This is a genomic window from Pararoseomonas sp. SCSIO 73927, assembly GCF_037040815.1.
Classification (GTDB): domain Bacteria; phylum Pseudomonadota; class Alphaproteobacteria; order Acetobacterales; family Acetobacteraceae; genus Roseomonas.
On the sequence record NZ_CP146232.1, the window covers coordinates 5,195,761 to 5,208,529 of the forward strand.

At 75.0% G+C, this 12,769-nt stretch carries 9 protein-coding genes; 4 read left to right on the forward strand and 5 right to left on the reverse strand.

Translation table 11 applies throughout. The features are described 5' to 3' along the window. Positions 1-42 precede the first annotated feature (42 nt). The gene (locus VQH23_RS24565) at positions 43-633 is read right to left on the reverse strand and encodes a polysaccharide biosynthesis/export family protein (RefSeq protein WP_338663292.1); all 591 of its coding nucleotides are present in this window, start codon (positions 631-633) and stop codon (positions 43-45) included. A 338-nt stretch (positions 634-971) separates the two neighbouring features. Between VQH23_RS24565 and VQH23_RS24570 the strand changes: the two genes are divergently transcribed. The 3 genes from VQH23_RS24570 (at position 972) to VQH23_RS24580 (ending at position 5,078) form a co-directional block, all read left to right on the forward strand. After that, entirely contained in the window at positions 972-1,664 is a 693-nt protein-coding gene (locus VQH23_RS24570; protein WP_338663293.1) for a sugar transferase, read from the forward strand. A gap of 122 nt (positions 1,665-1,786) precedes the next feature. After that, positions 1,787-3,823 (forward strand): family 16 glycosylhydrolase, encoded by a 2,037-nt coding sequence (locus tag VQH23_RS24575; RefSeq protein WP_338663294.1) that lies wholly within the window; start codon positions 1,787-1,789, stop codon positions 3,821-3,823. Between the two features lie 106 nt (positions 3,824-3,929). Further along, positions 3,930-5,078: a glycosyltransferase gene (locus VQH23_RS24580; protein ID WP_338663295.1), complete on the forward strand. Its 1,149-nt coding sequence runs from the start codon at positions 3,930-3,932 to the stop codon at positions 5,076-5,078. Between the two features lie 12 nt (positions 5,079-5,090). On the opposite strand, the gene VQH23_RS24585 is transcribed toward VQH23_RS24580, so the two are convergent. Next, on the reverse strand, positions 5,091-6,539 hold the full coding sequence (locus VQH23_RS24585) for a GumC family protein (RefSeq protein ID WP_338663296.1): 1,449 nt from the start codon (positions 6,537-6,539) through the stop codon (positions 5,091-5,093). Positions 6,540-7,220: 681 nt separating this feature from the next. On the opposite strand from VQH23_RS24585, the gene VQH23_RS24590 reads away from it, so the two are divergent. Further along, positions 7,221-8,360, forward strand: coding sequence for an acyltransferase (locus VQH23_RS24590; RefSeq protein WP_338663297.1), 1,140 nt, complete (start codon positions 7,221-7,223; stop codon positions 8,358-8,360). 40 nt (positions 8,361-8,400) lie between these two features. Here VQH23_RS24590 and VQH23_RS24595 read toward each other — a convergent pair whose 3' ends face one another. The 3 genes from VQH23_RS24595 to VQH23_RS24605 form a co-directional block, all read right to left on the reverse strand. Further along, positions 8,401-9,618: an outer membrane beta-barrel protein gene (locus VQH23_RS24595; protein WP_338663298.1), complete on the reverse strand. Its 1,218-nt coding sequence runs from the start codon at positions 9,616-9,618 to the stop codon at positions 8,401-8,403. Between the two features lie 497 nt (positions 9,619-10,115). Beyond that, positions 10,116-11,405: a hypothetical protein gene (locus VQH23_RS24600; RefSeq protein WP_338663299.1), complete on the reverse strand. Its 1,290-nt coding sequence runs from the start codon at positions 11,403-11,405 to the stop codon at positions 10,116-10,118. Then, the gene (locus tag VQH23_RS24605) at positions 11,402-12,562 is read right to left on the reverse strand and encodes a glycosyltransferase (RefSeq protein ID WP_338663300.1); all 1,161 of its coding nucleotides are present in this window, start codon (positions 12,560-12,562) and stop codon (positions 11,402-11,404) included. Before VQH23_RS24605 ends, VQH23_RS24600 begins: the two co-directional genes overlap by 4 nt. Positions 12,563-12,769 lie beyond the last annotated feature (207 nt).

Sequence of the window (12,769 nt, forward strand, 5' to 3'; positions counted from 1 at the left end):
CTGGAACGGTGGAGGGGCGGCGCCGGCGCGCCGCCCGACGCCTCAGAAGCGCCGCTCGAGGACCGTCAGGACGTCGCCCGGCTCGAGCACGGCGTCGCGGCCCGCGAGGTACTCGCGCCGCGCCTCGCCCTCCGCGGCCCGCTGGATCACCAGCCGGTCGCGCACCGCGCGGGGCGAGAAGCCACCCGCCAGGGCGACGGCCGCGAGGGCGGTGAGGCCGGGCTGCCAGGCGAAGGCGCCGCCGCGCTCCACCTCGCCCAGCACGAAAACGGAGCGGTAGGCCACCACCTCCACCGCCGTCCGCGGCTCGTCGAGGAAGCCGCGGCGCTTGATCTCCCGGTCGATCTCCTCGCGCAGGGCGGAGACGGTGAGGCCGGTGGCGGGCACGGGGCCGAGCAGCGGGATGGAGATGGCGCCGGCATCCCCGACCCGGAAGGTGCCGGAGAGGCGCGCCTCCTCGAAGACGGTGACCCGCACCTCGTCGCCGGCGGCGAGGCGGTAGGGGCCCGTGGCGGCGGGCGGAAGGGGGAGGAAACCGCGGGCCGGGTCGCAGGCCGGGAGCGCGCCGGCCGCGAGGACAAGGGCCAGGACGGAGCGCCTTCCCCGGCGGCCCGAGGCGCGCTCCGCCGCCATCGGTCTCGCTCCGGGGGAGTCGGGAATCATGCGGCCACTTACCGGGACGATTCGCCCACGATCAAGTGGGCGTGGGCAAGCGGGACCGTTGAGCGTGTGCTCCGGATGAGAACGCCGGCCGCCGCAATGGAAAGACGCCCACAGTAACGAGACGGTAACTTCAAGCACTCGCGGCGGCGGCTCAGGTACTTGCGGCAGAGTAGATCGCTTCCGCGCGCCGCACCGGGGAACAAGGTTCCCGGATTAACGAAACCGTGAAGAGTGTCTAAAAAACTTTCACTCTCTCCGCTTTGTTGTAAGTGAACGAGACATTAACACGCGGTGGATGGAACTTGTCGATGCCGGACGGGCTCGCTCTTTTCCGTGACGATATCTCCGGCAGTGGGGCACCTGATTTCCGGGCGGAGCGGGCGGCAGCACGGCCTGAGGGGGTGAAGCGCGGTCTCGACCTCGGGACGGCCCTCCTTCTCCTGGCGGTCCTCGCGCCGCTCCTTCTGCTGCTTTTTGTGGCCGTGCGGCTGGATGGCGGGGCGGCGCTGTTCGGCCACCCGCGCGTCGGCCGCGGCGGCCGGGTCTTTCGCTGCCTCAAGTTCCGCTCCATGCGGCCGGACGCGGACGCGGCCCTGGCGGAGCTTCTGCGGACGGACCCGGGGGCGCGCGCGGAGTGGGAGGCCACCCGCAAGCTGCGGCGGGATCCGCGGGTGACGGCGCTCGGGCGGTTCCTCCGCGTCTCCTCGCTCGACGAGCTGCCGCAGCTCTTCAACGTGCTGCGCGGAGAGATGAGCCTCGTCGGGCCGCGCCCGGTGACGAAGGACGAGCTGTCCACCTTCTACGGGGCGGATGCGCGCTGGTACGTGCAGGTGCGCCCGGGGCTGACGGGGCCGTGGCAGGTCTCCGGCCGCTCCGCCACGGGCTACGCGGAGCGTGTGCGGTTGGACGTGGACTACGTGCGGAACCCCTCTGTGCGGCGAGACCTGGCGCTGCTGGGCCGGACGGTCGGCGCGGTGCTGAAGGGCCGGGGCGCCTGCTGATCCGCCGTCTGCTGATCCGCCGTCGGCCGATTCTGCGCGCCGCGATCCTCGCCCTCCTTCCCGTTGCCGCTCTCGTCCAAGGTACTAGCCACGGGGTTGCTCAGGAGGCTGCGCGGGGGACATTGCCGCAGGGCGGGGTCTTCGACGCGCGCGATCCGGCCATCCCGGTGCCGCCGGGCGCACGGGCCGTGCGCCTCCATCACCGCGCGCCCTTCGCCCTGCCGCCGGGCGCGGCCGATGCGCGGCTGGAGGGGCCGGAGGACGGGGCCCTGGCGGGGAATGCGGGCCCGAACCGGCTGGAGGGTGGACCGGGCGACGACGTGCTGGATGGGCGGGGCGGGGATGACGTGCTGCGGCCAGGGCCCGGGCGCGACGCCGTGGTCTTCGGCCCTGGCAGCGGCCACGACGTGGTGGAGGGGTTCCGGCCGGGCGAGGACCGGGTCTGGATCGCGACCGGGCCGCGGGACGCGGCTTCGCTGCGGGCGGGGCTGCGCGACACGCCGGCGGGGGCGCGGCTCTCGGTCGGGGATTCCAGCCTGACCTTCGCGGGGCTGCGCGCGGCGGAACTGCCGGACGAGGCCTTCGAGCTGCCGCTGGACCCCTCGGCTTGGCCCGTGACCTTCGAGGACCGGTTCGACCGCCTCTCGCGCTTCGACGCGCGCGGCGCGGGCACCTGGCGCACGCGGATGTACCACGGGGATGGCCGCCGCAACGCGGAGGAGGACAGGCAGACCTATGTGGATCCCTCCTGGGGTGGCCGGGGGATCGACCCCTTCAGCGTGCGCGCCGGGGTGCTGGGCATCGCCGCCACGAGGCGGCCGGAATTCGCGGGGGTGACGGGCGGGCGGGACTACCTCTCGGGCGTGGTGACGACGGAGGCCAGCTTCGCGCAGACCTATGGCTGGTTCGAGGCGCGGATGCGGATGCCGGCGGGGGTGGGCACCTTCCCCGCCTTCTGGCTGCTGCCGACCGACCACGCCTGGCCGCCGGAGCTGGACGTGGCGGAGGTGCTGGGGCGCGCGCCGGACGAGGTGTTCCAGATGGGGGTCACGGTGAAGGGCCTCGTGGACTCCTCGGACGGCTTCCACACCTACGCCATGGAGTGGTCGCCGGAGCGGGTGGCCTGGTACGTGGACGGGCGGATGACGGCGGTGCAGCGCCCGCCCTTCCGCGCCGAGCTGCTGCGGGCGGCGCCGCGGCCGATGTACCTGCTGCTGAACCTCGCGATCGGCGGCAAGTGGGCGCACGACCCGGTGGCCGGGCCGGGTGGGCGCGGCAGCGCGGAGGGGGTGCTGCAGGTTGACCATGTCCGGGTGCGCGCGCATCCCCGGCACCCCCCTGCCCGCCCCTCCGCGGCGGCGCCGCGCGTGACCTTCGCCGGCGCGCCGGGGCCGGGCGGGTTTTCCGGGCGGTTCGGCTACACGGCCGGGCTCACCGGGCGGCTGAGCTTCACCATGGAGGATCTTGGCATCGCCGGGCCGGACTTCCTGCGGCTGGAGGTGACGAACGACCGGGCGGCGGACCGCTACGAGGCGGCGCTGCGGAACGGCTGGGGCGATGTGCGCTCGGTTTCCGTGGAGGACGAGGATGGCGGGAGCTTCCACCTCTCCGACCTCGCGGAGGTCGCGCTGCGGCTGGGCGGGCGGTCCGAGGTAACGGTGGCGCGCGCGCGTTCCGGCACGGTGGAGACGGGGCCGGGGGACGACGTGGTGCGGCTGCCGGAGGCGCGGGGCTGGGAGGCGGCGCCGGGCAGCCGGATTCGCGTCTCGACCGGTGCGGGAGACGACACGGTGGAGGGGTGGCCGGAGCCGGCCGGGCTGGGAATGGTGGTGGAGGGCGGGCCGGGAGGCGACCGCATCACCGGATCCGGCGACGACGACGTGATCACGGGCGGGCCGGGGGACGACGTGCTGCGCGGCGGCGGCGGGGCGGACACCTTCGTGTTCCGGCGCGGCGAGGCCGGGCGGGACCGTGTGGAAGATTTCGAGCCCGGCCGCGACCGGCTGCGGCTGGAGGGGATCGACCCGGCCGGGGTGGTGGCCGCCGCGGTGCCGGGCGGGGTGCGGCTGACGCTGCCCGATGCGGCTGCGGGCGGGGCCGCCGTCACCGTCATCGGCCTGGAGGCCGGGCGCTGGCGCGAGGCCCTGGAGCGGCGCTGAGCGGGTTCCCCCCTGTCGGGATTCCTGCCATCGGTCCGGCGGGCTTCACTATTTCTTCCGGCCGGGCGCGGATCACGTGGTCCCGCGGCGAGAGGAGCGGACGCGCATGGTTCTCGGCTGGGCCCTGGCGGGGGCGGGGGTGGCCTCGGCGGCGCTGGCGCTGCACCCCTTCGTCACCTACCCGCTCTCGCTCGCGGTCCTCGCGCGGCTGAGGCCCCCTTCCCCGCCGGCGCGGACGGTGCCGGTGCCCACCCGCGTCGCGCTGCTTGTCTGCGCCTACAACGAGGCGCCGGTGATCGCGGCGAAGGCAGCGAACATGCTGCGCATGCGGCGGGCGGTGCCGGGGCTGGAGATCCTGGCCTGGGTGGATCGGGCGAGCGACGGGACGGCGGAGATCCTGCGGGGCTTCGAGGGCATCCGGGTCCTCGAGGCGGAGCGGCGGCGCGGCAAGACGCACGGGATGAACCGGCTGGTGGCCGCGACGGAGGCGGAGGTGGTGGTCTGCACCGACGCCAACGTGATGTTCGAGGACGAGGCGCTGCCGCGGCTGCTGGCGCCCTTCGCAGACCCTTCCGTGGGGCTGGTCTGCGGGCATCTCGTCTATGCGGATGCGGGCGAGACCGCGATGGGCGAGACGGGGAACCTGTTCTGGCGGATCGAGGAGCGGGTGAAGGCGCTGGAGGAGGCGACGGGCGGCGGGGTGACGGCGGATGGCAGCATCTTCGCCTTCCGCCGCGCCCTGCACCGGCCGCCGCCGGACGACCTGATCGACGACATGTACGTCTCCCTCTCCGTCCTGCTGGAGGGTTCGCGGATCGCGCGCGCGGCGGATGCGGTGGCGCTGGAGCCGCCGGTGACGGGGGTGCGGGAGGAGTTCCGGCGCAAGCGGCGGATCGCCTGCCAGGCCTATAACGTGCACCGCGCCCTGGCACCGCGGCTGCGCCGCCTGCCGCCGCTGGAGCGGTACAAGTACCTGTCCCACAAGTGGCTGCGCTGGTGGTCGGGCTGGCTGCTGGTGGCGGCGATGGTGCTGACGCCGCTGGGGCTGGCCCTGGCCGGGTGGACCGGTCTGGCGGCGGCGCTGGTGGGGCTGGCGGCCGCCACCGGGGTGCTGGGCTGGGCCTGGCCGTCGGGGCCGGCGGGGAAGCTCGTCGCGGCGGGCGCGGCCTTCCTGGCGACGGGGCTGGGGCTGGTCGAGTCCCTCGCCGGGCGGCGCTACCAGACCTGGGCGCCGCCCGCCTCCGCGCGGGGGTAGGGCGCGGCGACGCTACTCCGCGGGGGAGCGAGCCGCGGGGCGCCGCTGGCCGAAGCGGGGCAGGCTGTCGCTCCGCGGCGGCGGGACGCGGGGCGGGGGCGGCTCCGCGCGGCGGGGCGGCGCGCGCGGCGCCTCCAGCTCGGGCTCCGGCGGCGCCGCAGGGGCGGTCAGGTGTGGGGTCATCGGCTCGGCCGGGGCGCCCCGCAGCGACCGGCCGGCCTGGGCCGTGCGCGCCGGCGCGGCGCGGCGGCGCAGCCCGACGAGAAGGGCGAGGAGGGCGCCGAGGGCAGCTCCCGCCAGCAGGCCGAAGCCGGTGGCGAGGCCCCGCTTCGGGCCGGAGGGGCGGACGGGCGTCTCCGCCCGGGACAGGACGCGCACGCCGGAGGGCAGCGTGGCCCGCGCCTCCACCCCGGTCTGCTCCACGCGGGCGTTGAGGTTGCGCAGCAGCTCGCGCCGGGCCTCCACCTCGCGCTCCAGCCGCTGCAGGTCGGTCTGGCGCGCGGCGATCCCGGCGGCATTCGTGGTCACCTGGGTCAGGCGGTCGGCCAGGGCGCGCTCCCGGGCGCGGGCGGAATCGGCCCGGGCCCGGAGCGAGGCGACGATCCGCGAGATCTCGCCGCCCGTGGCGCCGCGCACCGCCGCCAGCTCTGCAACCGCGGCGCGGCGGTCCGGGTGGTTCGGGCCGTAGCGGCGGGCGGCCTCGGCGGCGATACGGCCGGCCTCCGCTTCCCGCTCCCGCAGGCGGGCGATGGTCTCGCTGTTCACCACGTCCGAGAGGTCGGCGGCGGAGCCGGCGGTCCGCGCGCGCTCCCAAGCCGCGACCGCCTCGGCCCGCTCCGCGGTCACGCGCGCCAGGGCGGCGGAGAGGTCCTCCAGCTGCTGCTGCTGCACGGAGCCGGCGCGGGTGACGACCACGTCCTGCTCGGCGCGGGCCTGGGCCACCTGGCCCTCCAGCGCCGTCACTTCCGCCCGCAGCTCGTTGGCGCGGGCGACGAGGGCGGCGTAGCCGGCGCGGTTCGCCTCCGACCGGAGGGCGGACTTGTCGGCGAGGTAGCGGTCCACGAGCGCGTTGACGAAGCGGGACGCCGCGGCCGGGTCCGGCGCGGTGAAGGCGACGGAGATGACGAGGCTGCGGTTGTCGTTGAAGACCGAGAGGCGTTCCCCGAGCGCGTCCGGCAGGCCGGCGGTGCGCGCCGCCTCCGCGATGGCGGGCAGGTTGGCGACGCCCGAATCGCCGGCGGCCTGGCGGAGGAGGCTGGGGGCGCGCAGCGCCTGCACCTCGCTGCGGACGACGGGCATGGGGTCGCCCGGGCTCTCCCCGCCGAGGACGCCCTGCAGCTCGGGAATGGCGACGCGCTGGGTGTCGAGGGCAAGGAGAGCCTCCGCCGTCCAGCTGCGCGGGAGGCTGCCGACCACGAGGAAGACGACGGCGCCGCCGGCCAGGGCGCCGAGCACGATCATCCACCATCCCCGCAGTAGGCCGGGCAGGATGGAGGCCGGGAGGGAGGGCTCGCCCCCCGCACCGGATCCGGTGGGGGGTTGCCGGAACCGCGGCATGGAATTCACCCTGTCTGTCCGTCCTGCCTGGTTGCCGCGCTGACTGCTTGTAGCGCCGACTGATATCCGCGCGCACCGATGGGCGCGCCGGGCACGGCAGTGGATCGGGCGCCGTCCCTACCAACATCCTATAGAGATTCGCGGGTTGAAGTTGTAACAACATGGCCAGAAGGGTGTGGTGGCCCAGATGAACCCCGCCAGGGCGGCCGGAATGTAACCTGTGGTTGTCATCTGGCCCTGGCGAGACTAAACCATTGGTTGTGGCATGCGCCGTGCCGCAGAGGTCTGACCGACAAGGAACGCCGTTCCATGATCGCTGTCCGGGGTTTGATGATCGGGGTCCTGATCTCGTCCGCCCTCTGGGTCGGGATCGGGATCGGCGTGCTGTCGCTCCTCGAGCCCTGATCGGCGCCGCATCCGCCGAAGTCGGAGCGCGTTAGGCCCGGGTTATCCGGGTTCCGCCATGACTCCGGGAAACGTGCTTGCTGGACCGGATCGCCGGGCGCCGCCCTTCCCTGCCCTGCCGCAGGGTGGCTTGGGCCCGGCCGGCAGGTCGGGCAACCTGCCCCGGACGAGGCGAGGTCGATGATGAACGGAACGGCGCTGGCGCCGCGGCAGGACATCCCGGCGCTCACGGGCGCGCGCGGTCCCGCGGCCCTGGCCGTGGTGGCCTACCACCTGTCGCTGGACCACACCGCCGAGCCCTACGCCTCCTGGTTCGGGCTGGAGGTGCTGTTCGGGCGCGGCAGCCTCGGCGTGGACTTCTTCTTCATCCTCAGCGGCTTCATCATCCACCACGTCTACCGCGACGCCTTCGCGGCGGGGCTGCGGTGGCGCGATGCGGGGCGCTTCCTGCTCTACCGCTTCGCCCGCATCTGGCCGCTGCACATGGTGACGATGCTCGGGGCACTGCTGCTCTTCGCGGTTGCCGCGCTGGTGTTCGGCCGCGTGCCCGCCGACCCGGCGAACGCCGCGGCCTACACGCCCACGGGCGTGCTGCTGAGCGCGCTGATGGTGCAGACCTGGTTCGGCTACGCCTCGCCCAACGTGCCGGCCTGGTCGATCTCGGCGGAGTGGACGGCCTACATCGCCTATCCCCTCCTCTGCCGCCTGCTGCTGCGGCTTCCCACGCCGGGCTGGGTTCTTCTCGGGCTGCTGGCGCTGCTGGGCACGGGCACGGCCCTTGTCGGGCACCCGATCGGGCGGATCGCCTGCGGCTTCACGCTCGGCCTCGTGCTGCGCGAGGCGGAGGGGCGGTGGAACCTGTCGCGCCGGCTGGACCGCCGGGCGGGGGCGGCGGTGGCCGCGGCGGTTCTCGCCGGGTGCTGGCTGCTGCCCGACGATTCGCTGCTGCCCTTCGTCGCCGCCTTCGCCCTTTTCGTCCTCGCGCTGTGCAACCCGCGGGACCTCCTGGGCCGGGCGATGGCGAGGCCGGCCGTGGTCTATCTCGGCGAGATCAGCTTCGCCCTCTACATGGTCCACGCAGTGGTCTGGTCCGCGTACAAGAACGCCATGCGAGTCCTGGCGCCGGGGGTGGACGCGGCGCATCCGCTCTCCGTGCTGCCGGCGGTCGCGCTGTGCCTCGTCGCGGCGGCGCTGCTGCACCGGCTGGTGGAGCTTCCCGCGCGCGACCTGCTGCGCGCGGAGCGGCGGCGCGCGCCGCGGGAGGGGGCGAAGGCGGCCGCGCCGGGGGGGCTCGCCGTCCGGCCAGAAACAGGGCGCTGAGTGGGGCGCTGAGTGGGGCGCTGGGCGGGGCTGAAGGCGTTCAGAGGCCGCCGCGGAGCCGCAGGGAGAGGAAGTCCCGGTCGAAGTCCGGCAGGCCGGGATAGCCGCCGAGGCGGGTGGAGCGCTCGTAGGAGGCGAGAAGGGCGAGGTGGCGGCCGAAGCGCCACTCCAGGCCGATGGCCGCGGCCGCGTCCTCAATCCTCCGGCGCGGCTGGCTCAGCTCCAGCCGCTCCAGCCGCAGTTCCCCGGTGAGGGTGAGCTCCCGCGTCGCCTCGTGCTGGAGAAGCAGGGAGACGAGGTTGCGGATGTTGGGGATGGGGTCGGCGCGCACCAGGTCGTCGAGGCCGCGGCGGGCGGAGAGGGTGACGGCGGTGGTGCGGGTGGGGATCCAGGTGAGGAGGGCCTCGGCGGCGAGGCCCTGGAGCGGCTTGATGCCGCCCCCCTCGAAGCTGCGGTAGAGGTAGCCGAGGGAGGCGCGGGCGCGCCACACGGCGTCCGAGGTCCAGGAGCCGCCGGCGACGACCTGCCAGGCCTGGCCGTCATAGACGCGCGAGGCCCGGCTCTCCTGCCGGATGGCGTCGGTGGAGGCGGCGAGGGTGACGGCGTTGCCCGGCGTGAAGGCGTAGGCGGCGGCGACGCCGATCCCGGCCTGGTCGCGGTTGCTCGAGGCCAGGGAGGTGCCGCCGGCCGAGCCGAAGCGGAGGGAGGCGGCGGCGGCCTCGCCCTTCACGGTGAGGCCGCCCACGGTCCAGGTGGCGGAGGCGCGGGCCTCGTCCGTGTCGAAGGGCACGGGCAGGAGGACGCCGAGGGCCTGGGCGGAGGGGTCGCTGACGGAGAGGTGGCCGCGCAGGTGGCGGTAGGAGCCGGCGAAGGCCAGCTCGCGCGTCGCGTCCCAGCGGCCGGCGGCGGCGACGCTGTAATCCGTGGTGTTGTTGGCGTGGCGGCTGGCGTAGCCGATGTCGGTGACCGTTGCCTCCAGCGAGAGCGCGTCGCGGCGCCAGTCCGTATCCAGGCGCGCGCGCAGGGCCTCCGTGCGGAAGGCGTCGCCGACGGCGTTGCGGCGGCCCTGCGCGAAGAGGTTGCTGTCGTAGCCAGCACCGGCCTCCGCCGTGGCGTTGAGGGTGGCGGTGCCGACGCGCATGCCCTGCGGCCCGTCCTTGCCGCGCGGCTGGATCGTGGCGGGGGGCAGCGGCGGCAGCGGGTCCGGCAGGACGGAGCGGGCGAGGCGCGGCAGGCCGATGGCGACGAGGAGGGCCACGGCGACCGCGGCGACGGAGCGGGCGGAGCGCGGCGGCGGGGCGGGGATCGTGCGCGGGCGAGCGGCGGTACGGCGGCCGAAGCAGGGGAAGGGTGTGTCGGCCGCGGGGGGCGGGCCGGTGCGGGGCTTCGAGGAGGCGCCGGTGGGTGGAGATATGGGATCTCGGATCGGGGCAGGCCCGGGCGGCAGGGCGGCACGAGCAGGCGCTGCAGGGCCGGCCGATCGAGGCACGGGCGGTTGGGTGACGGGCGCCAAGGACATGGGCGCCAAGGAAATGGGCGCCAAGGAAATGGACGGAGGAAGGACGGGTGCGGGCTGCCCTGTCGGGACGGCAGGCGCGCCACCGCGCGTTGGGGGGTGAACCGCGCGCGGGGGCGCTTGGCCCGCCTCGGCGATGCAGCCGGGTGGTGCGGCCCGGTGGCGGGCGCGGCCGAACTGCGGGAACGGGGCCTCGACCGCGGGCGGCGGGCCTTTGCCGGGCGGCGCGGGCCGGGGCTTCACCGCGCGGGTTCCGCGGCCGCCGGGATCGCCTCCCCCGGGTTCGTCCCCTCCCCCTCCATCTCAACGGCCCCCTTTTCCGCCGGCCGCAGGCGCGCAACGGCGGCGATGAGGAGGACGGGGAAGAGCACGGGCGGGAACTGCTGGTATCCGCCGGCGAAGAGGACGAGGAAGAGCAGCGCGGGCAGGAGGAGCGACTGGCGCGGCGTGCGCTCCGCCACGAGATAGAGGGCGAGGTAGATGGCGACGGCGGGGAAGCCGTACTCGATCGCCAGTTTCACCGGGACGTTGGCGGTGTTCTCGTAGGTCACGGGCAGGCGCTCGGCGGTGCTGGCGCCGAGGCCGAGGAAGGGCGCCCAGCTCGTCCGCTCCATCGCGAAGTCCAGCAGCCAGTAGGGCGTGACGAAGCGGGCGTGGCCGGAGGTGCCGATGCGCCGGAACTCGTCCGCGCGCTCCGCGAAGGCGGCGAACACGTCCGGCAGGGCGAAGGCGAGAATGCCGAGGGCGAGGCCGAGGACAAGGGCGGTGGCCCCGGCGAGGAGGAGCCCGTTGCGTTGCCCGAGGGCGACGCGGAGGAGGAAGACGCCGAGCACGATCCAGCCCGTGCCGGAGACGGAGGCGACGAGGGCGACGGGGAAGAGCAGCAGGTGGGAGAGGCGGCGGAAGACCGCGATCTCAATGATGAGGCCGAGGGCCATGTACTGGGCGAAGACCGAGGGCTCCACGAGGGTGAGGCCGTTGGATTTGAGGAGGGCGCCGCCATCGCTGGCGGGGATGACGGTGTTGTAGCCGGGGACGAGGATCGCGTCCGGCAGGACGCCCGCGAAGGTGAAGAGGCCGGGCATGCCCTGCCCCAGCACGAACTGCGCCGCGAACTGCGCGAGGCCGAGCCCGGCGCAGAGGGTGAGCGCGGACTGGATGATGCCGAAGAAGCGCCGCTCCGGCAGCGCCCGCGCGAAGCCGAGGGTGGCGAAGGCGGTAAGGCCGAGGAAGTGTGCGACGGAGGTCCAGGAGACCGGCGGCAGCATCGGCGGCGAGGCGGCGACGGCGAAGGCGGTGCTGACGGCCGCGACGAAGACGAGGAGGAGGAAGATCGCGAAGCGGCGGGGATCGAGCACGAGGCCGCCCGCCAGCATCGCCCAGCCCGCCGCCGCGAGGCCGAGCGGGCCGACGAGGGAGATGAACTGATCCCCCACCGGGATGGCGAAGCGCTGCAGCAGGATCGCCGAGAGCATCAGGATCGCGGTGAAGGTGGCGGCGACGTCCTCGGCCCTCTGCCGTTCCGTCATTGCGGAGGTCGGGCGGCCGTGGAACGGGCCGCTTCGTAGAGCGCCGCGTGGGCAGCGGCGGATTCGGCCCAGCCTGCCGTGTCGCGCGCGATGTCGAGCGCGCGGGCGGACATGCGGGCGGCCAGGGCGCGATCCGTGAGGACGCGCTCCAGCGCGGCGGCCAGGGCGGCGGCGTCGCCGGGCGGCACGGCGATGCCGGGCGGGTCCGGCGCGTCCAGCACCTCGGCGAAGGTGCCGAGGCGGGAGGCGACCACGGGGCGGCCGCGCGCCAGCGCGATGCCGAGCACGCCGCTGGCCTCGATCTCGCGATAGGGGAAGGCGGCGATCGTGCCGGGGGAGAGGAGGGCCGCGAAGGCCTCGTCCGGCACGAAGCCCGGGCGCAGGTCCAGGGCGACGCCGCGCGCTTCCGCCAGGGCACGGAGCGGGGCGAGGTCCATCATCGGCTTGCCGACGATCCGCAGGGGGACGGCGGCGCGCAGGGCTTCGGGGAGGCGGGCGAAGGCCTCCACGAGCAGGTCGGCGCCCTTGTAGGGCTGGATCTTGCCGAGCAGCAGGACAGCGGGCGGGGCGTCCTCCGCGTCCGGCGCGGTGCCGGCGGCGACGGGGAGCAGCGGCGGGTGCGGCATGCGCGCGATCCGGGCCGGGTCCAGGCCGAGGGCGCGCAGGCGCGATTCGCCCTGGGCGGTGTGGACCACCAGCCGATCCATCCCGCGCAGGCAGGCCAGGAAGCCGGCGCGGCGCAGCGCGGAGGCGTCGCCGTTGGAGGGTTCCGTGTCGTGCACGGTCAGCACCAGCGGGGCGATGCGGCGGAGTGCGGGCAGGACGGCGCGGTCCAGCGCCGGCAGGGGGAGCCACTGGAAGTGGATGACGTCCGGGCGCTCCCGCCGCAGGCGGGCGAGGAGGCGGAGCATGGAGGCGCCGTGGTCCAGCCCCTTGGCGAGAAGGCGGAGCGGGCCCGGCAGGGGACGGCGGCCGGCGGCGGGCTCGGTGACGGGGTAGAAGTCGGGCGCGACCTCCAGGCCCGCGGCGTCGCCGTCCTCGGCGCGCGGGGCGCGGGCGTGCAGCACGACGTGGTGCCCCGCAGCCGCTAGGGCGCGCGCCAGGGCCGCGTCGTAGGGCAGCGTGAACAGCGACGGATCGACGAGCGCGACGCGCAAGAGAGCCCCCTCGGCCGGTGGCCCCCCGGCTCCGGCCCCCCCGGCTCCGGCGCCCCGGTTGCGACACAGGCGGCATCCCTACACGCCCGGGTGGTTCCGTGCTAGCGTTCGTAAAGCGCCTCTTCCACGCCTCCGGGCCCCGTGGCGCGCCTGCCAGGAGGCTCTCCCTCGCCCGCTCCGCCTTATCCGCCCCCTCGGGCGCCTTCA

Excerpts from the sequence above, each read along its gene's own strand:
- VQH23_RS24565 (WP_338663292.1), bottom strand. The coding sequence starts at position 633 with ATGGCGGCGGAGCGCGCCTCGGGCCGCCGGGGAAGGCGCTCCGTCCTG.
- VQH23_RS24570 (WP_338663293.1), top strand. The coding sequence starts at position 972 with ATGCCGGACGGGCTCGCTCTTTTCCGTGACGATATCTCCGGCAGTGGG.
- VQH23_RS24580 (WP_338663295.1), top strand. The coding sequence starts at position 3,930 with ATGGTTCTCGGCTGGGCCCTGGCGGGGGCGGGGGTGGCCTCGGCGGCG.
- VQH23_RS24585 (WP_338663296.1), bottom strand. The coding sequence starts at position 6,539 with ATGATCGTGCTCGGCGCCCTGGCCGGCGGCGCCGTCGTCTTCCTCGTG.
- VQH23_RS24590 (WP_338663297.1), top strand. The coding sequence starts at position 7,221 with ATGATGAACGGAACGGCGCTGGCGCCGCGGCAGGACATCCCGGCGCTC.
- VQH23_RS24600 (WP_338663299.1), bottom strand. The coding sequence starts at position 11,405 with ATGACGGAACGGCAGAGGGCCGAGGACGTCGCCGCCACCTTCACCGCG.